The organism is Pseudomonas sp. G11-1, from assembly GCF_024031555.1.
Taxonomy (GTDB): Bacteria; Pseudomonadota; Gammaproteobacteria; order Pseudomonadales; family Pseudomonadaceae; genus Halopseudomonas; species Halopseudomonas bauzanensis.
The window spans coordinates 1,034,428-1,054,234 of sequence record NZ_QEYQ01000001.1 but is presented as its reverse complement, the minus strand read 5'-3'; the positions used below and the strand labels follow the sequence as shown (position 1 = coordinate 1,054,234).

Below are 19,807 nucleotides of genomic sequence, written 5' to 3'. Positions count from 1 at the left end.
ACTTTTGGTAAGTTACGCCTATAAGTTACTAATGGTATATAGCGATGTCAATAACCAGCAAAGATCAAAAAGATGGATCGTCCAGGCCGCGCCGTCGGCTGACCCGGGAGGAGCGGCTACGCCAGTTGCTGGATGTGGCATGGCAACTGGTTAGCGGCGAAGGCACTGACGCCCTGACGCTAGGCCGGCTCGCCGAGCAGGCCGGGGTTACTAAACCGGTGGTCTACGACCATTTCGCAACCCGTTCGGGGCTGCTCGCGGCTCTGTACAAGGATTTCGATCTGCGCCAGACGTCCATCATGGATGCTGCTATCCAGGCTAGCGATCCGACGCTCTTGAGCCGGGCCACGGTTGTGGCTTCGTCCTATATCGACTGTGTGCTGCTTCAAGGGCGGGAAATCCCTGGGGTGATTGCGGCGTTGGCGAGCACGCCAGAGCTGGAAAAAATCAAACGCGAATATGAAGCGGTTTTTCTGAACAAATGCCAGGAGCTATTTTCGCCATTCGCAGGTGGCGAGCTGAAGCTGGCCAGTCTGCACGGGATGTTGGGGGCGGCTGAAGCGCTTTCGGCTGCCGCTGTCTGCGGTGAGATCACAGCCGAGCAGGCCAAGGGTGAGCTGGAGGAGGTGATAACAGGGATGGTTGCCAGAAATGCGCGGGGGAGAGTGCCTGACCAGGTTTGAAACTCGATGCGGTGTCATCCATCATGACGCGGCTCGCTGGAACCTACCCCGCTTCACACCTTATCAGCACCGCGGCTCCAGAACCGGCGCGCCGGCTGTGTTAAAGTACCGCCCGCGCTCCCCCTCCTGGAAATAATTCATGTCTACTTCTCCTCGGTACTCGCTGATTGCGGGACTTGCCTTGCTTATTGGTTTCAATCTCCGGCCGATCATGGCTGCCATCGGCCCGTTGCTGGAAATACTCCAACGGGATCTGGGCCTCAGCAGTACCCAGGCGGGGCTGTTGACGACATTGCCGGTCGTGCTGATGGGCGTATGCGCTCTTGCTGGTCCGTGGTTGCAGCGCTGGGTAGGGGAGGTGAGGGGAATAGCACTCGGCATGCTGCTGATCACCCTGGCCAGCGCGGCGAGATTCGTGATTGATTCGGGCAACTGGTTGATCGTCTCGGCAGCCGTTGCCGGAACTGGCATCGCCATGGTCCAGGCGCTGATGCCGGCCTGGCTGAAAAGAAACCATCCCGAGCGGGCAGGCTCGCTCATGGGGCTGTTCACCACCGGCATCATGGGTGGGGCGGTGATAGCCGCCGCCGGAGCGGCCCCGGCGGCGGCTGTCGGTGGCTGGCAGCTGGTGCTGGGCATCGCGCTGATTCCTGCCTTGCTGGCCCTGATCGCCTGGATACGCTACGCCGGCGGTCGCGAGCGTACAGCGGACCGTGTGGTGCTGCCCTACCGTAGCACCCGGGCCTGGTACCTGCTGGCCTTCTTCGGCATCGGCACCAGCGCATACACCCTGGCCCTTGCGTGGTTGCCAGCCTACTACATCGATCTGGGGTTCACCTCGGTTCACGCGGGTTACCTGCTCGGTACATTGTCAGCCATGGAAGTCGTCGCCGGGCTGGCCGTATCAACCCTGGTGCACCGCTTCCCGGACCGCCGGCCGTTGCTGACCGTCGTCATCCTGTTTGTACTGGCGGGCCTGGGTTGTCTGATTCTGGCGCCCATATCGCTCATGCTGCCGGCCATTGTGCTGCTGGGCCTGGGCATCGGCGCACTCTTCCCGCTGTCTCTGATCGTCACCCTGGACCACGCGGATTCCCCAGCCCAGGCCGGCGCGTTGCTGGCTTTTGTGCAGGGTGGTGGTTATGCCATCGCAGCGTTGATGCCACTCTTGGCGGGCGTCATCAGAGACACCATGGCCTCGCTGGAATGGGCCTGGATCTGCATGGCGGTGGGTGCGCTGGTGGTGCTGGCCATGAGTTGGCGACTGGGAAAAGCGGAGGACGAGGCGGAGGCTGATGCTGTCGCTTCGCTGTAATTCACTGCAACGTCAAGATGGTGGGCCCAGTAGGACTTGAACCTACGACCAATCGATTATGAGTCGACTGCTCTGACCAACTGAGCTATAGGCCCACTTATTACAACAGTCGCGGATTATACGGACTGCGGTTGGCTCTGGCTAGGCTGCTGTGCGGCAGCGGGTGGGGGAGCCTGCAAGGCACCGGGGCACCTTGCAGGCAGGTGGGTTTACTCGCTGATATCGATGCTGGAAATGCGTTCAGCTTCGATCTGCTCTCTGGTAAAGGGCACCCGATGCCAGTTCTTGTCTGCATAGGCTTCGGTGTAGTCAGCGTAGTGCGGGCTGGCCGGGTCGGTGGACTGGGAATTGCTCAGGAAGGTGTAGGCTCGTACCGGTTCACCTTCGGGGAAATCCACCACGTGCATATAGGTGTTACGTAGCACGGTAAAGTAGCCTTCCTCGCCCTCGCCACCATATTGGGGGATCTGCTTGCCCGGTTTGAGGAAGAACTGCACCTCACCCAGCTTGGCGTTGAGCGGGATATTGGCATCCACCAGTTCCGCAACGGCGCTGGAAAATGCGCTACGAACGGCTTCCTGCACGCTGGTATTGCTACTCAGACCCGCTGGTGTATTGACCGGATCGGCTGCATCGAAGGGCGTGGCATACAGGCTCTGGCCTGGGGCCAGATCTATGTTCATCCAGAAGGCGGTCCAGATATGGGCGCCGACGGCATCGATCTCGCCGGTATTGTTCCAGCTGGCCAGGATCTGGCAGGCCTGCTGCTCGGTGTCGGGCGCACCGGCGTCGCAGACGCTGGCAAGCACTTCGTCCTTCAGCAGTTCAGCGCTATAGACCCGGCTGTTGAGCACGATATCGCGGATGTTCTCGCTGTTGGCCAAATGACCGTTCAAACCATCGGTACCGGCCAGCCGTTCCCTGACCAGGGTGTGACCCATGCGCGTGCGCAGGGTTTGCTGGTAGTTCTCGCGGCCGATGATGCCGTCGAAACCGGTCAGCGGTTGCTCGGGATTGCTCAGCCAGTAGCTGTCGTTCATGTTCGCCACATAGTCGCTGGTGAGCAGGCTGGGCAGCTTGCTGGGGCCGAAGGCGCCAGGCTGCCGCGAATCCCCATCCGTACGCCAATCACACTCGGTACGACTGCCATCCAATAGCGGCAGGCCTGGTACCAACTGCAACACGATGGGTCCATAAGGCTGAGCCAGGCAGCCGGGCAGCATGCTGTCGGGTACGTTGGGCACAGCTGTGATATCGGAATAGAGCGCACGATCATCGCCACGACCGATGGCCGTGGTGTTGACCCACGGAATGCCGACGTACTGTCTGGTTATGTCATAGAAATCGGTCAGCGACTCTGCCTGGTTCCAGGCGAAGAAGTTCTCGAAGGCTCGGGTGTTTTCGAGGTTGATATCGCGCAGGGTGAAGGCGGCCTGATCGCTCCAGCCCGGCAGGCCCATGTCTGCCAGGTTGATCATCGGACCGTAGGCCGAGCGATATAGCGTCCGTGAGGCGGGGGCCAGAGAGCCATCGGCTTGCTTGACCTGAACGGTGATCTCGGTGGCCTCCAGCGCTTTCTCCTGGCCATCCTGGATGTAGCGCGTGGGATCGCCGTTCGCCAGCTGTAACTGATAGAGCGTGAAGCGGTAGGCGGTGGAGACGGTATGCGCCCAGGCGATATTGTCGTTGAAGCCCATCTGGATCATGGGTGAGCCCATGATGGAGGCCCCGGAAATATCCAGTTTTCCAGGGATGGTCATGTGGATCTGATAGAAGCGGTCAATGCCCAGGTGAAACCAATGGGGGTTGGCAAACAGCAGGCTCTCACCGGATTCGGTAGTGTCGCTGCCAAAGGCGAAGGTATTGCTGCCGATCCCCTCCTTGCGGCCCAGCTTGAAGCGCTCCGGATCGATATTCAATTCCTGCGGTGCGCTGCGGCTGCGCATTGTGGCCGCGCCGATGGCTGGCGGCTGCGCGCTGGCGATTTCCTGTACCCAGTTGGCACTGCTGGCGGCCAGGTTCAGCCCAACGAGGCGACGCATGAGGTCGTCTTCGGTTACCGTCATCAGCCATTCCTGGTTGCGGCAATCGGCATGGCGACCGGCATGCCCGCCGTCTTGTATTTCGGTTACATAACGGTTGTAGCCTGCGGTAAAGCCGTGCAAAAGGTCACGGACATCCTCGGATTGCGCGTCCTTGAATTTCTCAACCTGTTGATCATCGACTACAAAGCGGAAAAAGAAATCCGCCTCCAGGTTGGGGGGTGAGCCGAAGGTGCTCATCAGCGAGGCGGGTTCATCTGGCCCGAAATAACGTGAGCGTTCGCCACGGAAGGTAAGGAAGGCATCGGCCAGCACACAGAGGTTATCCTCCGCGATGGCGTAACCGTGTCCGTATCCTGCGCCGGCGAAATTGTCGGCGGTGATATGGGGGATGCCGTAGGTGGTGCGTTCGATAGTAGCCTTGTAACTGGCTGGAGGGGGAGCATCGCTACCGCCGCCACTGCTACCGAACTTGCACGCACCCAGCATCAGAAAGGTGCTGATCAATCCTAGTTGAGCGAGACTTCTACGCTGCCTATATTGCTGCATGTTCCTTTCCTCTTATTATTATTCAAACACCCGTTTGGGTGATGCTGCCCAGAATAAGCGAGGATGGAAGCGCAGCATAGAGCGCAGCCGTAATTTCTTTGGCGGGGGAGTGAGCGTTGGAAACAGAAACGCCCGGCAAGCCGGGCGTTTCTATTGGTACTGCGGTGTGCTTACTCGTCGAGGAAGCTGCGCAGGTGATCGCTGCGGGTCGGGTGACGCAGCTTGCGCAGGGCCTTGGCCTCGATCTGACGGATCCGCTCGCGGGTGACGTCGAACTGTTTGCCGACCTCTTCCAGCGTGTGGTCGGTGTTCATATCGATGCCGAAGCGCATGCGCAGTACCTTGGCTTCACGGGCGGTGAGGCCGGAAAGTACTTCGCGGGTCGCTTCCTTGAGGCTTTCCACGGTCGCTGAATCGATCGGCGATTCCATGGCGCCGTCCTCGATGAAATCACCCAGGTGCGAGTCTTCGTCGTCACCGATGGGGGTTTCCATGGAGATCGGCTCCTTGGCGATCTTCAATACCTTGCGGATCTTGTCCTCGGGCATTTCCATGCGCTCGCCCAGCTCTTCAGGGGTGGGCTCGCGGCCCATTTCCTGCAGCATCTGACGGGAGATGCGGTTGAGCTTGTTGATCGTCTCGATCATGTGCACCGGAATCCGGATGGTGCGCGCCTGGTCGGCGATCGAGCGGGTGATCGCCTGGCGAATCCACCAGGTGGCATAGGTCGAGAACTTGTAGCCGCGGCGGTATTCGAACTTGTCCACCGCCTTCATCAGGCCGATGTTGCCTTCCTGAATCAGGTCGAGGAACTGCAGGCCGCGGTTGGTGTACTTCTTGGCAATGGAGATCACCAGACGCAGGTTGGCCTCGACCATTTCTTTCTTGGCACGGCGGGCGCGGGCTTCACCGATCGACATGCGACGGTTGATGTCCTTGACGTCGGCGATGCTCAGCTGGGCGTCTTCTTCCAGTGCGACGAGTTTCTTCTGCGCACGGATGACGTCGGCCTTGACCGCTTCCAGCTCGGCAGCATAGCGCGGCTTGTCGGCCAGCAGGCTGTCGATCCAGGCTTCGTTGGTCTCGTTGCCGGGGAAGCTGCGCAGGAAATCGGCACGCGGCATACGCGCATCCCGCACGCACAGCTGCATGATGGCGCGTTCCTGGGCGCGGATGTTGTCCTGGGTGCTGCGCACGCGAACAACCAGCGCGTCATACTGCTTGGGTACCAGCTTGATCGGCATGAACAGCTGCGCCAGCGCTTCCAGCTCGGCAACGACTTCCGGGCTGTGGCGGTCGTGCTTCTTCAGTGCCTTGCGGACTTTCTGCAGTTGCTCGTTGACCGCGCCGAAACGCTGACGGGCAAGCTCCGGATCCGGGCCGCCATCACCTTCTTCGGCCTCGTCATCGTCGTCCTGCTCTTCGTCTTCTTCGTCTTCGTCGTCGGCCTTCTTGTCATTCTTCGGCTTGGCTGTCTCACCGGGAACGATGGCATTGTCGGTACCGGACATGCCGTCATCGTCAGGGTCGATATAACCACTGAAGATATCCGACAGGCGCCCGCCTTCTTCGGCGATGCGCTGGTATTCGCTGATGATGCCCTCGACGGTGCCGGGGAACATGGAGATGGCCGCCATCACCTCGCGGATGCCTTCCTCTATGCGTTTGGCGATTTCGATCTCGCCTTCGCGGGTCAGCAGCTCGACGGTACCCATTTCGCGCATGTACATGCGCACCGGGTCGGTGGTGCGGCCGATGTCGCTTTCAACGGCGGCCAGAGCGGCTGCGGCTTCTTCCGCGGCGGCTTCGTCGGCGTCATTATCGGCCAGTAGAAGAGCATCGGCATCGGGTGCAGTCTCGAAGACCGTGATTCCCATGTCGTTGATCATGCGAATGATGTCTTCAACCTGTTCTGGATCTGAGATATCCTCAGGCAGATGGTCGTTGACTTCCGCGTAGGTCAAGTAGCCTTGCTCGCGACCGCGGGCAATGAGCTCTTTGAGACGGGATTGCTGTTGCGCTTTTCCGGACATAACAACCCTATGTGGATGCCTTGGTGTGCAAAAAAGGAAGCTGCGGATTATACCCTGAAATCAGGGTGCCTTACCAGTTTGCCTGATTGTCAGTTCTCGGCAGTTGGTGTATGTCTTCTGCCCAGAAGCTCGCGCAGCTGCTGTTTTTCCTCGGCGATGAGTGGCGTGTGGGCCGACTTGTCGAGGAGGTGTTGGATCTGACGGTCGGTTTGTCTTGCCATCAGTGTAGTTATAGTGTCGAAAAACTGTTGTTCAAGGTTGGCACTGGCAATATTCAGTATCCATTCCTTCTCGGCCAGACGATTGAGCTGCTCGCCGAGCGCGGTGCCATGCCATCTTGCCAGCAGTTCGATGGTCGATAGCTGCGGATTCTTCTGCAGGGTGTCGATCAGTGCGATCAGCAGCTGGGCTTCTTCGTCATCCTCATTGGCCAATTGGCTCGCCTGCTTGGCCAGCCCTGCCAGGTGCGGGTGATGCAGCAGGGTGCGGGTCGCGCTCATGACGGGGCTTTCCACGCCGCTGGTGTCGCGCTGGCGTTGGGGTTGGCGGCGGTTGCGGCTGGGGCGCGTAACTGGCGAGCTGTCCCAGTCGGGAGTCTCGTCGTACTGGCGCTCATAGCCTTCCCAGGCATCGTAACCCGGTTCCATGGGCGGTGCGCTGGTCGGCTCGACCGGTGGCGCTGCGGGCAGGCTGTCCAGATCCATGCCGGTGCGCGCTTCCAGGGACTGGCGCAGCAGGCGGCGGAGCAGGCTGCCGGGTACTTGCTCGATCAGGGGGAGCGCCAGGGTTGCCAGATGGGCCTTGCCCTCCAGGCTGTCCGGCGGTGCCTCCTCGGCCAGATGGCGGAACAGGTAGTCGGTCAGCGGCTGGGCCTGCTGCACCATGCGGGCGCGGAAGGCATCGTGTCCTTCGCTGCGGATCAGGCTGTCCGGGTCCTGGCCTTCGGGCAGGAACATGAAGCGCACATGGCGACCATCTTCCAGTGCCGGCAGACAGGATTGCAGGGCGCGCCAGGCAGCCTGACGGCCGGCGTTATCGCCATCGAAGCAGAACACGACGCTGTTGACGATGCGAAACAGGCGCTTCAGATGCTCTTCGCTGGTCGCTGTGCCCAGGGTGGCGACGGCATTGGTCACGCCATGCTGCGCCAGGGCGATCACATCCATGTAGCCTTCCACGACCAGGATGTCGTCCAGTTGCCTGTTCTGCTTGCGCGCCTCGTACAGTCCATAGAGTTCGCGCCCCTTGTGGAACACCGGGGTCTCGGGCGAGTTGAGATACTTCGGCTTGTCATCGCCCAGAACTCGGCCGCCGAAACCGATTACCCGTCCGCGGCTGTCGCGAATGGGGAAGGTGATGCGGTCGCGGAAGCGATCGTAGCGCTTGCCACTGTCGGGATTCTCCACCACCAGGCCGGCTTCGATCAGTACCTTCTCCTCGGTATTGTCGGTGGCCAGGTGGCCCATCAGGTTGTTCCAGCCGGGCGGCGCAAAGCCGATATCGTACAGCTTGGCTATCTGGCCGGTGAGCCCGCGTAGTTGCAGGTAATCCACGGCGCGCTTGCGCTGGGCATGGTGGCGCAGCTGCTGGCGATAAAAGGCAGCGGCGTTCTCCAGTACCGGGTACAGCGGGCTGTCCTGGCGTGACGGACGGTTGCCGCCGCGGCGGTCGCTGCGCTCTTCGCGGGGTACCTCCACGCCAGCCTGGCGGGCGAGTTCTTCCACTGCCTGGGGAAAGTCCAGGCGTTCGAAGTCCATCAGAAAGCCGATGGCATTGCCCCCGGCGCCGCAGCCGAAGCAATAGTAGAACTGCTTGTCGGGGCTGACGCTGAACGAAGGCGACTTTTCGTTGTGGAAGGGGCACAGCGCGGAGTAGTTCTTGCCGGTCTTCTTGAGTTTCAGGCGCGAGCCGACCACTTCGACCACGTCGGTGCGTCCAAGAAGATCGTCAATGAAACCCTGCGGGATCAGCCCGGCCATGCATGCTGCCTTGCAAAAATGGGGTGGATATTCGGGGTTGGCCCTGAGTCTGCCACAACGGGAACAGGCGTTGGAGCAGGCGGCTATCGGGGCGTGATGATAGCACACGCAGGCAGCACAAAAATCCAGCCATTTCCAGTAATACCAGAAGGCCGGACCAGTGTGCGCTTATTACTTCTGTCCTTATGCCGCTGCGTGGTGCACGCTCGGCGGGCCTGGGATCAGGCCCTGCAGGACATTACAACTGAACTCAGTACAGACGCTCGCGGCGACGGTTTTCGCGCTGCAGCTTCTTGGCGTGACGCTTGACAGCAGCAGCTGCCTTACGCTTGCGCTCGGTAGTGGGCTTCTCGTAGAACTCGCGACGGCGGACTTCAGCCAGGACGCCAGCTTTTTCGCAGGAGCGCTTGAAACGACGCAGGGCCACGTCGAAGGGTTCGTTCTCTTTTACTTTGACGGCAGGCATTTCGTACCTTTCTCAAAAACTGTGGGTAATAGCCCTGACCGTGATCAGAGCGATTGCATTTCAAGGGGAGCGGATGTTACCGCCTTCGGAGAAGAAATGCAAAGGGAGGATGCGTTTGAGGAATCCTCCGCGGCGTGGCGGGGCGATGGTCAGGAAAGGCTGGTCTGAGTGAAGCATGGGCATTATCATGCACGCCTCTTTTCCAAGCTGACCGGCAAACCTGATTCCATGCGTGTTCTGGGTATTGAAACCTCCTGTGATGAAACCGGCGTTGCGCTGTACGACAGCGAGCGCGGCCTGCTGGCGGATGCGCTGTTCAGCCAGATCGACCTGCACCGCATCTATGGTGGCGTGGTGCCGGAGCTGGCGTCGCGGGATCATGTGAAGCGGCTGGTGCCACTGGTGCGTGAAGTGCTGGAGCGTGCCGGTGTGGCGGAGGGCGAAGTGGATGGTATCGCCTATACGGCCGGACCCGGACTGGTCGGTGCGCTGCTGGTCGGGGGTGCCTTCGCCCGAGCCTTGGCGTTCGCCTGGCAGGTACCGGCGCTGGGTGTACACCATATGGAAGGCCATCTGCTGGCGCCCATGCTGGAAGACCGACCACCGGAATTTCCCTTCGTTGCGCTGCTGGTGTCCGGCGGGCATACCCAACTGGTTCGGGTCGATGGCATCGGTCAGTATCAATTGCTGGGCGAATCCCTGGATGACGCGGCGGGCGAAGCATTCGACAAAACGGCCAAGCTCATGGGGCTGCGTTACCCGGGCGGCCCGGAAATCGCCCGCTTGGCCGAGCAGGGGCAGTCGGGTCGGTTCGTCTTTCCGCGACCGATGACCGATCGCCCCGGTCTGGATTTCAGTTTCAGTGGCCTCAAGACATTCACCCTGAATACCTGGCAGCGCTGTGTCGCGGAGGGGGATGACGGGGAGCAAACCCGCAGTGATGTTGCTCTGGCCTTTGAGCAGGCGGTAGTCGAGACCCTGACCATCAAGTGCCGGCGCGCGCTCAAGGCCACCGGCCTGAAGCGGCTCGTGATCGCGGGGGGCGTCAGTGCCAATCGACGCCTGCGCGCCTCCCTTGAACAGATGGCCGGGGGGCTGAAGGGTGAACTCTTTTATGCTCGCACGGAATTCTGTACCGATAACGGCGCGATGATCGCCTACGCCGGTTGCCAGCGGCTGATGGCCGGGCAGCAGGACGGGGTGGGGCTGGAAGCACGTGCCCGCTGGCCGCTGGAGCAGTTGCCGTCTATCGTCGGTTGATCAGGACCTGAAACGATTTTCGGTGCCGGCCAGCAGTCGACCGATGTTCAGCCGGTGGCGCAGCAGAATGATCAACACCATGAGGCTGACCGGTATCTGCAGTTCGGGGCTGTGCCAGGCCAGCCAGGGCAGCAGCACGACGCAGGCGACGAGCGAGGCGAGGGAGGCGATGCTGCGGATGGCAAAGGCGCCGAGCCAGGCCAGCGCCGCCACAGCGGCTGCCGGCCATGACAGAAGTAGCAGTACACCGGCGGCAGTGGCTACGCCCTTGCCGCCCTGGAATCGGTGATACAACGGCAGGATATGACCGATCACGGCCGCGAGCCCCACCCAGGCCTGCTGGACCGGTTCCAGCCCTTCGTGCCGGGCCAGCCAGACAACCAGGGCGCCCTTGCCCATGTCGCCCAGCAGGGTGGCCAGGGCCAGCGGGCGATTGCCCAGGCGCAGCATGTTGCTGGCCCCCGGGTTGCGTGAGCCGAAACTGCGTGGATCAGGTTGATGGCGCAGGCGGGCAAGCAGCACAGCGAAGGAAATCGAGCCGAGCAGGTAGGCCACACACAGCAACAGATTGAATTCGATGGTCATGGTGCCCCTGGCCGGGTTGATCGAAAGGCCATTGTAGTCGACATGGGAGAAAACGGTGGATCAGGTGTTCATCAGGGGGTTGGAAGTCGAGACGGTGATCGGCGTCTACGATTGGGAGCGCGGCATCCGCCAGCGCCTGCTATTCGACCTGGACATGGCCTGGGATATCCGCGCGGCTGCCGCGCAGGATGACCTGAGTCTGACGCTGGATTACGCCGCGGTCAGCCAGCGCTTGCTGACGTACGTGTCAGCGACCGACTTCGAACTGATCGAGTCGCTGGCGGAGCGGGTTGCCGCCCTGGTGATGAGCGAGTTCAGTGTGCCCTGGCTGCGGTTGACCGTCACCAAACCCGGCGCAGTAAAGGAAGCTGCCGGCGGCGTCGGGGTGGTCATCGAACGTGGAACCCGCAGCGCATGACAGTCATCTACCTGGGCCTGGGCAGCAATACCGACCGCGAGCACCATCTGCGCCGCGGGTTGGATGCTCTGGAGCAGTTGTTGGGGCCGCTGGAACTGTCCCCGGTGTTTGAAAGCGATGCGGTGGGTATTCTCGGCACGCGTTTCTATAATCTGGTGGTCGGGGCGCAGTGCCAGCTGGATCTGGTTGACCTGAACGCTGCGCTCAAGGCTATCGAGGCCGCATGCGGCCGCCGCGAGCAGACCTCGCCCGGGCGGATTACCCTGGATATCGATATTCTGCTGTACGGTGAGCTGGCCGGGCGACACGACGGTGTGCTGCTGCCGCGCCCGGAGACCCGCCGCAATGCCTTTGTGCTCTGGCCCCTGGCATTGCTGGCTCCGGCGGTGGTGTTGCCAGGCAGTGATACAACCATCGCCACGTTGTGGAGCGAGTGGCGCGGCGAACAGAAGGTCTGGCCGGTGGCTTTCGAGTGGCACGGTCAGACGCTGACGCCTGCTTGGCTGCTGCGTCAGCAGCTGCCCTCTGCCGATCCTGCTCCCGGTAGCGGCGCGGCCTGAACCCTTGTGTCGAGATGGCACTCGACACTCCATAGACCGCTGCGCCGACGCGACTTGCCTTGTGTCAGGAATGCACGGAGTGGCTGCGGGGAGTGGTACGAGCTGGTGCTCGAACCTCCCAGAAGGTGATGGGCTGTCCCTGGGATCGTCGAGCATCAGCTCGATGAGCGTCTTGCCAGCAACTCCGACGCCGCCGTCTCAGTGTCAGCGGGCCGCTCGGCAATACTCCGCCAACAACCGCAGCCGCTCCTGTTCCAGCGCCGCACCCAGCTCCGCGCCCTTGAGTCCCTGTTCCAGCAAAGTCTGGACATTGGCTGAGCGCGCCGCTTCGGCAGCACCCCGCAGGTAATCCGGCTGCGGGTATTCGCGCTGCTCCAATCCGGTACGACCACGGGCATCGGCCTCGCATGCACCGAGGAACTGCTCGAACCGCTCCGGCCGGCGATAGATGTCAAAGGCCTTGAACAGCTTGAGCAGGGTGCCGGGCTTGAGTTCCAGGGCGCGGTGGCAGTGGGTATGGAACTCGCAGGTCAGCAGCGCCAGCTCCTGACAATCGCGCGGCGCCTTGCAGCGCTGGCTGACGGCCTTGACCGCCGCCAGCCCTGAGCTTTCATGCCCATGGTGCTTGGGCCAGAACCGTTCCGGTGTGCGGCCCTTGCCCAGATCATGCAGCAGACAGGCCCAGCGCGCGGGCAACGGCAACGCCATCTCGGCGGTCTGGCGCAGTACCAGCAGCACATGCTCGCCGGTATCCACTTCGGGATGATGCGCCTCGGGCTGCGGCACGCCGAACAGGCAATCCACCTCCGGCAGCAGCACGGCCAGTGCGCCACATTCGCGCAGTACGCGGATAAAGACATCGGGCCGGGTTTCCATCAGCGCACGGCTGATCTCTTTCCAGGTGCGCTCGGCGGTCAGTGCCTGCAACTCGCCGGATTCCGCGAGTTCGCGCATCAGTTGCAGGGTCTCGTCGGCAACGCGAAAACCCAGCGGCGTATAGCGTGCGGCGAAACGGGCCACTCGTAGCACCCGCAAGGGGTCTTCGGCGAAGGCGGGGGACACATGGCGCAGCAGTCGAGCCTGCAGATCCTGCTGGCCACCGTAGGGGTCGACCAGCTGGCCAGTGCTGTCCATGGCCATGGCATTGATGGTCAGGTCCCGCCGCTGCAGGTCCTGCTCCAGGGTAATGTCGGGCGTGGCATGGAAGGTGAAACCGCCATAGCCGCGACCGCTTTTGCGCTCAGTGCGGGCCAGCGCGTACTCTTCGCTGGTCTGTGGATGCAGAAACACCGGAAAGTCCTGGCCGACCGGGCGAAACCCGGCCGCGACCATCTGTTCGGGCGTGGCGCCGACCACGACCCAGTCATGTTCATGCCAGGGCACGCCCAGCAGCTGATCGCGGACCGCGCCGCCGACCAGGTAAGTAGTGAGATCTGTTTTCATGGCGCGACTCTAAGTCATTGTGCCCGGCAGGCCAAGACACCGCTGCCAGCAGCTGCGCTTCGAGGACTCAGGGGCCCGCCACCAACTGGCTGGCTCAGATAGGCGGAATATTCATGTCGAAGCGGGGAATGGCCTGCTCGCCACTGGCCGGGCGGGGCGGCATATGGGACTCGCTCTTGACGACATCGCCTTCCATGCTCAGCAGGTGGATGTCGAAGCCCCACAGGCGATGCAGATGTTTCAGCATGCGTTCGGTGGTTTCACCCAGAGGCTTGCCTTCGTGTCGCTGGTGGCGCAGGGACAAGGAGCGGTCGCCACGGCGGTCAACCTCCCATACCTGGATATTCGGTTCGTTGTTGCCTAGGTTGTACTGTGCGGCCAGCAATTCACGAACCCGGCGGTAACCGGCATCATCATGAATCGCGGCCACCTCCAGATGGTCGTCCTTCTCGTCATCGATGATGGCGAACAGCTTGAGGTCGCGGATCACCTTGGGCGACAGGTATTGCAGGATGAAGCTTTCATCCTTGAAGGTGCGCATGGCGAACTTCAGGGTTTCCAGCCAGTCACTGCCGGCAATATCCGGGAACCAGTCACGATCCTCGGCAGTAGGGTTTTCGCAGATGCGGCGGATATCCTGCATCATGGCAAAACCGAGGGTATAGGGGTTGATGCCGCTGAACCACTGGCTGTCGAAGGGCGGCTGGTAGATGACGCTGGTGTGCGACTGCAGGAACTCCATCATGAAGCCATCGGTGACCTTGCCCTCGTCATACAGATGATTGAGCAGGGTGTAATGCCAGAACGTGGCCCAACCCTCGTTCATTACCTGGGTCTGGCGCTGCGGGTAGAAGTACTGCGCTACCTTGCGCACGATGCGTACCACCTCGCGCTGCCAGGGCTCCAGCAGGGGCGCGTTCTTCTCGATGAAGTACAGCAGGTTCTCCTGCGGCTCGGCCGGATAGCGTGGCTCCTCATGCTGCTTGTTATTGGCATCGGGGCTGGTCGGAATAGTGCGCCACAGGTCGTTGACCTGGCGCTGCAGATATTCTTCGCGCTCCTGCTGGCGGCGGCGTTCCTCTGCGGCGGATACAGGGTAGGGGCGCTTGTAGCGGTCCACGCCGTAGTTCATCAGCGCATGGCATGAGTCGAGCAGGTTTTCCACGGCGTCGATGCCATGGCGCTCCTCGCACTGGCTGATGTACTGCTTGGCGAAGACCAGGTAATCGATGATCGAGCCGGCATCGGTCCAGCTGCGAAACAGGTAGTTGCCCTTGAAGAAGGAGTTATGGCCATAACAGGCGTGGGCGATCACCAAGGCCTGCATGGTCATGGTGTTCTCTTCCATCAGGTAGGCGATGCACGGGTCGGAGTTGATCACGATCTCGTAGGCCAGGCCCATCTGCCCGCGCTGGTAGTGCTTTTCGGTATGCAGGAAATGCTTGCCGTAGGACCAGTGGTGATAGCCCAGTGGCATGCCTACCGAAGCATAGGCATCCATCATCTGCTCGGCGGTGATCACTTCGATCTGGTTGGGATAGGTGTCCAGGCCGTAGATGTCATGGGCAATGCGGCCAATCTCGCGGTCATATTCGCGGATCAGCTCGAAGGTCCATTCCGATTCGGTGGAAATGGGCTGACGGGTCATGTGGCCATCCTCTTCTGGAACAGCTTGCGGAACACCGGATAGATATCCCCCGCATCCACGATCTGCTGTTGGGCGAAGCTGTCCGGGAAATGCTCGGCAACCTGTTCATATTCATACCACAGCGCCTGATGCTCGCGCGGGGTGATCTCCACATAGCAGTAGTACTGCATGGCCGGCATGAGCTGGCGGACCAGCAGTTCGCGGCAGATCGGCGAGTCATCGTTCCAGTTGTCGCCATCGGAGGCCTGGGCGCAGTAGATGTTCCACTCGGCGGGTGAATAGCGATCGGCGATGATCTGCTGCATCATCCGCAGGGCGCTGGAAACAATGGTGCCGCCGGTTTCCCGGGAGTAGAAGAATTCCTCCTCATCCACTTCCTTGGCGCTGGTGTGGTGGCGGATGAAGACCACCTCGATGCGCTCGTAGTTACGCTGCAGAAAGAGATAGAGCAGGATGTAGAAACGCTTGGCGATGTCCTTGGTGGCCTGGGTCATCGAGCCGGAGACATCCATCAGGCAGAACATCACTGCCCGTGAGCTGGGGTCGGGTTGCTTGACCAGCAGGTTGTAGCGCAGGTCGAAGGTATCGAGAAAAGGAACTCGGTCGATTCGGGCGCGCAGCTGTTCTATTTCCTCCTCCAGCGCTTTGATGTCCAGCAGGTTGTCCGGCTGCTGCTGGTGCAACAGCTCCAGCTCTTTGACCGCCTCGCGCAGCCGGGCGCGGCTGCCGCCGGACAGGGCGATCCGCCGGGCATGTGCCGAGCGCATGGAGCGGACAATATTGATGCGCGACGGATTACCCTGCTGGCTGATGCCGGCCCGCACCGTGCGGAAAGTGTCGGTACCGGTCAAGTGACGCTTGATCAGGTTGGGCAGGGCCAGATCCTCGAACATGAAGTCGAGGAACTCTTCCTGGGTGATCTGAAAGACGAAGTCATCTTCTCCTTCACCGGAATTGCCGGCCTGACTGCCACCTCCACCGCCGCCACCCCCGCTTTCGGGGCGGGCGATACGGTCGCCGGTAGAGAATTCGCGGTTGCCGGGAAAGACCCGGGTCTGCCGGCCTCCCGGACCATGGTGGAAAATTGGTTCGTCGATATCCCGGCCGGGGATGCTGATCTGCTCCCCATGCTCGATATCAGTAATAGAGCGGCGGCCTACCGCCTCTTCCACTGCCTTCTTGATATGCGCCTTATAGCGGCGCAGAAAGCGTTGGCGGTTGACCGTGCTCTTGTTCTTGCCGTTCAGACGACGGTCGATCACATAACTCATAGGCCCCTCCGGGGTAGCTCGCGGCTGCCATTACTGCGCTTTGCGTACCCGCAGATACCATTCCGACAACAGGCGCACCTGCTTCTCGGTATACCCTCGTTCGACCATCCGGGTGACGAAGTCGTTGTGTTTTTTCTGATCCTCGGTGGATGCCTTGGCATTGAAACTGATGACCGGCAGCAGGTCCTCGGTATTGGAGAACATCTTCTTCTCGATCACGACGCGCAACTTCTCGTAGGACAGCCAACTGGGATTCTTGCCGTTGTTGTGGGCGCGGGCGCGCAGCACGAAGTTGACGATCTCGTTGCGGAAGTCCTTGGGATTACTGATGCCTGCGGGCTTCTCGATCTTCTCCAGCTCTTCGCTGAGAGCGGCGCGGTCGAGAATCTCGCCGGTATCCGGATCGCGGTATTCCTGATCCTGAATCCAGAAATCGGCATAGAGTACATAGCGGTCGAAGATGTTCTGACCGTATTCGCTGTAGGACTCAAGGTAGGCGGTCTGGATTTCCTTGCCGATGAATTCGACGTAGCGCGGTGCCAGGTATTCCTTGAGGAAGCGCAGGTAGCGCTCGCTGACCTCGGCCGGGAACTGCTCCTGTTCGATCTGCTGCTCCAGTACATACAACAGGTGCACCGGGTTGGCCGCCACCTCGGTATTGTCGTAGTTGAAGACCTTGGACAGGATCTTGAAGGCGAAGCGGGTGGACAACCCGGTCATGCCCTCGTCGACCCCGGCGGTGTCACGATACTCCTGGATCGATTTGGCCTTGGGATCGGTGTCCTTCAGGTTTTCGCCGTCATAGATGCGCATCTTCGAGTAGACGTTGGAGTTTTCCGGCTCCTTGAGCCGCGACAGGGCGCTGAACTGGGCCAGCATCTTCAGGGTATCGGGTGCGCAGTGGGCGCTGGCCAGCGAGCTGTTGGTCAACAGTTTCTGGTAGATCTGGATCTCATCGCTGACGCGCAGGCAGTAGGGCACCTTGACGATATAGATTCGGTCGATGAAAGCTTCGTTGTTCTTGTTATTGCGGAAGGTATGCCATTCCGATTCGTTGGAGTGGGCCAGGATCACGCCGTTGAAGGGAATGGCGCCGAGACCTTCGGTGCTGTTGTAGTTGCCTTCCTGGGTGGCCGTCAGTAACGGGTGCAGCACCTTGATCGGAGCCTTGAACATCTCGACGAATTCCATCAGGCCCTGGTTGGCCCGGCACAGGGCGCCGGAATAGCTGTAGGCATCCGGGTCATTCTGCGGAAACTCTTCCAGCTTGCGGATATCCACCTTGCCCACCAGCGCGGAGATGTCCTGGTTGTTCTCGTCACCCGGCTCGGTCTTGGCAATGGCAATCTGCTGCAGAATCGAGGGGTACAGCTTGACCACCCGGAACTGGCTGATATCGCCGTTGAATTCATGCAGGCGCTTGACCGCCCAGGGCGACATGATGCCATTCAGGTAACGCGACGGAATACCGAAGTCCTCTTCGAGGATATGGGCATCCTCGGCGGCATTGAACAGTCCCAGGGGCGACTCGAACACCGGTGAGCCCTTGATCGCGTAGAAGGGCACCTGTTGCATCAACGCCTTGAGCTTTTCTGCGATGGACGACTTACCGCCGCCAACCGGCCCGAGCAGATAAAGAATCTGTTTCTTTTCCTCCAGCCCCTGGGCGGCATGCTTGAAGAACGACACGATGTGCTCGATGGCGTCTTCCATGCCATGGAAATCGGCGAAGGCTGGATAGCGTTTGATCACCTTGTTGGAGAAAATCCGGGACAGCCGCGGGTCCATGGAGGTATCGATCAGCTCCGGCTCGCCAATGGCTGTTAGCAGGCGCTCGGCGCTGGAGGCGTAGGTCATGGGGTCCGACTTGCACAGATCCAGATAGTCCTGCAGGGACATTTCCTCCTGCTGGGTGGTCTCGAATCGATTCTGAAAATGGCTGAATATACTCATGACATGACCTCGCTGTTACTGAAAAAGAGGTTCGGGGCTTCCGAATCGGAGCCCATCTGCCACGCAGCGAAGGGCGAAGATGATGGCATGCGCAAATCCCCCGTTACCGCCTGTCAGACAAGGCCCGGGAAGTGGGTCGACGGCAGCTTGTGCTGCGGTACGACATGCTCCCCTTGTTATCAGAAGCCGGCAGACCGGCTTTACTTTAGGGAACCTCCGGGAAACGATTGCGCTCGGTCATCTTGCGTGGATATCGAACCGGGACTCGCCGTGTCGAATGCTCAATGACTACACTCGCTGCGCTTCTCAGAGACTCCTGGAATTGTTGCCTTGCTTTCAGGATAGTTGGTTTGTACGAGGGTGACAGAAGATGTGAGAAAAATTTTGCAGGCGCATGGCCGGTGACTGGCCGATCAGCCGCGGCTGACGAGGGCGGGAAATTGCTGCTGCCACAGCTCGAAACCGCCATCCAGGCTGTACACCTGGCTGAAGCCGAGGCCGGCCAGCCAGGCGGCGGCCTGTTGACTGGAATTGCCGTGGTAGCAGCACACCACCAGCGGCTGCTGGCGATCGGCGGTGGCGACAAATTGCTGGACGTTGTCGTTATCCAGGCGCTGGGCTCCACTGATATGCCCGGCGAGGTAGCTTTGCGGGTCGCGAATATCCACCACACAGGCGTCGGCATCCAGCAGTTGGGCTGCGGTATCGGGAGAAATACGCTGAAAGTCGCTCATGGCGGTGCTCCGTTGAAGTGATGGATCAAGGCTATGGCAGGCGTGGTACGCAGGTCAATGGTCGCAGTCGCATTGGCGCTTCTCGCCGGTATCCACGTTCATCAGCGTCAGGCTGTTGCCCCATACGCAGCCGGTATCCAGCGCATGGATGCCGGGCACGGTCACCTTGCCTTCCAACGCAGCCCAGTGGCCAAAGATGATGCCTATGGTGGGATCGCGGCGGGGCAGGGTGAACCAGGGGGCATACCCTTTCGGGGGCTGATCGGGGGTATCCTTGGACTTGAAGTCCAGGGTGCCATCAGCGCGGCAGAAGCGCATGCGGGTCAGGTAATTGGTGATCGCCCGCAGGCGCTTGACGCCATCCAGTTCTGGGCTCCAGCACGCCGGCTCGTTGCCGTACATCTGATCGAGAAACCAGGGCAGTTGCTGGTCGCAGCGCAGTACCGCCTCGACCTCGGCTGCCAGGACAAGCGTCTCCTGCGGGCTCCAGATCGGTGGTATGCCGGCGTGGGTCATGATCAGGCCCCGCTGGGTATCCATGTGGGCGAGGGGGCGCTGGCGCAGGTTGTCTAGCAGCCTTTCCCGATCCGGTGCCTGCAGGATTGGCAGTAGGGTGTCGGATTTGCGCAGGCGTTTGGCATCGTAGGCCGCAGCCAGCAGGTGCAGGTCATGATTGCCCAGTACGCTGATGCAGGCGTTGCCCAGACTATCCAGGTACCGCAGGGTATCAAGGGAGGCCGGGCCGCGGTTGACCAGATCGCCAACACACCAGAGCGTATCGCGCGATGGTGTGAAGTCGACTTCCTGTAACAGGCATTGCAGCGGCTTGAGACAGCCCTGGATATCTCCCACAGCATAGACGGTCATG

At 60.9% G+C, this 19,807-nt stretch carries 16 protein-coding genes and 1 tRNA gene; 5 read left to right on the top strand and 12 right to left on the bottom strand.

All coding sequences use genetic code 11. The annotated features are described in order from the left end of the window. The first annotated feature begins 44 nt into the window (after window positions 1-44). Together DHB74_RS04900 and DHB74_RS04895 are read left to right on the top strand one after the other, a co-directional pair. A complete protein-coding gene (locus tag DHB74_RS04900; protein WP_499160894.1) occupies window positions 45-683 on the top strand; it encodes a TetR/AcrR family transcriptional regulator in 639 nt (212 codons plus the stop codon). Between the two features lie 139 nt (window positions 684-822). Then, entirely contained in the window at window positions 823-1,998 is a 1,176-nt protein-coding gene (locus DHB74_RS04895; RefSeq protein ID WP_074777518.1) for an MFS transporter, read from the top strand. A gap of 18 nt (window positions 1,999-2,016) precedes the next feature. Here DHB74_RS04895 and DHB74_RS04890 read toward each other — a convergent pair. From DHB74_RS04890 to rpsU, 5 genes are all read right to left on the bottom strand, one after another. Continuing rightward, window positions 2,017-2,093, bottom strand: a tRNA-Ile gene (locus tag DHB74_RS04890). Window positions 2,094-2,207: 114 nt separating this feature from the next. Further along, window positions 2,208-4,589, bottom strand: coding sequence for a penicillin acylase family protein (locus tag DHB74_RS04885; protein ID WP_499160893.1), 2,382 nt, complete (start codon window positions 4,587-4,589; stop codon window positions 2,208-2,210). A 170-nt stretch (window positions 4,590-4,759) separates the two neighbouring features. Then, on the bottom strand, window positions 4,760-6,622 hold the full coding sequence (gene rpoD / locus DHB74_RS04880; protein ID WP_074777523.1) for an RNA polymerase sigma factor RpoD: 1,863 nt from the start codon (window positions 6,620-6,622) through the stop codon (window positions 4,760-4,762). Window positions 6,623-6,711: 89 nt separating this feature from the next. Further along, the gene (gene dnaG, locus DHB74_RS04875) at window positions 6,712-8,601 is read right to left on the bottom strand and encodes a DNA primase (protein WP_499160892.1); all 1,890 of its coding nucleotides are present in this window, start codon (window positions 8,599-8,601) and stop codon (window positions 6,712-6,714) included. Between the two features lie 250 nt (window positions 8,602-8,851). After that, window positions 8,852-9,067, bottom strand: a complete 216-nt coding sequence (gene rpsU, locus DHB74_RS04870; RefSeq protein ID WP_036989131.1) for a 30S ribosomal protein S21 — start codon at window positions 9,065-9,067, stop codon at window positions 8,852-8,854. 228 nt (window positions 9,068-9,295) lie between these two features. Here rpsU and tsaD point away from each other — a divergent pair, with 228 nt between their 5' ends. Beyond that, window positions 9,296-10,327, top strand: coding sequence for a tRNA (adenosine(37)-N6)-threonylcarbamoyltransferase complex transferase subunit TsaD (gene tsaD / locus DHB74_RS04865; RefSeq protein ID WP_499161029.1), 1,032 nt, complete (start codon window positions 9,296-9,298; stop codon window positions 10,325-10,327). Here tsaD and plsY read toward each other — a convergent pair whose 3' ends face one another. Further along, window positions 10,328-10,912 carry a glycerol-3-phosphate 1-O-acyltransferase PlsY gene (plsY, locus tag DHB74_RS04860; protein WP_036989132.1) on the bottom strand — a complete coding sequence of 195 codons (585 nt, stop codon included), beginning with the start codon at window positions 10,910-10,912 and terminating at the stop codon, window positions 10,328-10,330. Between the two features lie 55 nt (window positions 10,913-10,967). Between plsY and folB the strand changes: the two genes are divergently transcribed. Continuing rightward, entirely contained in the window at window positions 10,968-11,330 is a 363-nt protein-coding gene (folB, locus tag DHB74_RS04855; protein WP_036989133.1) for a dihydroneopterin aldolase, read from the top strand. Then, a complete protein-coding gene (gene folK, locus DHB74_RS04850) occupies window positions 11,327-11,890 on the top strand; it encodes a 2-amino-4-hydroxy-6-hydroxymethyldihydropteridine diphosphokinase (protein ID WP_074777527.1) in 564 nt (187 codons plus the stop codon). The genes folB and folK overlap by 4 nt, the downstream gene beginning before the upstream one ends. Before the next feature lie 204 nt (window positions 11,891-12,094). Here the strand turns inward: folK and DHB74_RS04845 are convergent, their stop codons facing one another. The 6 genes from DHB74_RS04845 to DHB74_RS04820 all read right to left on the bottom strand — a co-directional run bounded on the left by DHB74_RS04845 (window position 12,095) and on the right by DHB74_RS04820 (window position 19,806). Beyond that, window positions 12,095-13,333: a multifunctional CCA addition/repair protein gene (locus DHB74_RS04845; protein WP_499160891.1), complete on the bottom strand. Its 1,239-nt coding sequence runs from the start codon at window positions 13,331-13,333 to the stop codon at window positions 12,095-12,097. A gap of 94 nt (window positions 13,334-13,427) precedes the next feature. Further along, window positions 13,428-14,981 carry a SpoVR family protein gene (locus DHB74_RS04840; protein ID WP_036989137.1) on the bottom strand — a complete coding sequence of 518 codons (1,554 nt, stop codon included), beginning with the start codon at window positions 14,979-14,981 and terminating at the stop codon, window positions 13,428-13,430. After that, window positions 14,978-16,252: a YeaH/YhbH family protein gene (locus DHB74_RS04835; RefSeq protein ID WP_036989138.1), complete on the bottom strand. Its 1,275-nt coding sequence runs from the start codon at window positions 16,250-16,252 to the stop codon at window positions 14,978-14,980. Before DHB74_RS04835 ends, DHB74_RS04840 begins: the two co-directional genes overlap by 4 nt. A 30-nt stretch (window positions 16,253-16,282) precedes the next feature. Then, entirely contained in the window at window positions 16,283-18,205 is a 1,923-nt protein-coding gene (locus DHB74_RS04830) for a PrkA family serine protein kinase (protein ID WP_036989139.1), read from the bottom strand. Between the two features lie 413 nt (window positions 18,206-18,618). After that, window positions 18,619-18,939: a thiosulfate sulfurtransferase GlpE gene (glpE, locus tag DHB74_RS04825; RefSeq protein ID WP_499160890.1), complete on the bottom strand. Its 321-nt coding sequence runs from the start codon at window positions 18,937-18,939 to the stop codon at window positions 18,619-18,621. Window positions 18,940-18,993: 54 nt separating this feature from the next. Beyond that, on the bottom strand, window positions 18,994-19,806 hold the full coding sequence (locus DHB74_RS04820; RefSeq protein ID WP_499160889.1) for a symmetrical bis(5'-nucleosyl)-tetraphosphatase: 813 nt from the start codon (window positions 19,804-19,806) through the stop codon (window positions 18,994-18,996). Window position 19,807: the final 1 nt, after the last annotated feature.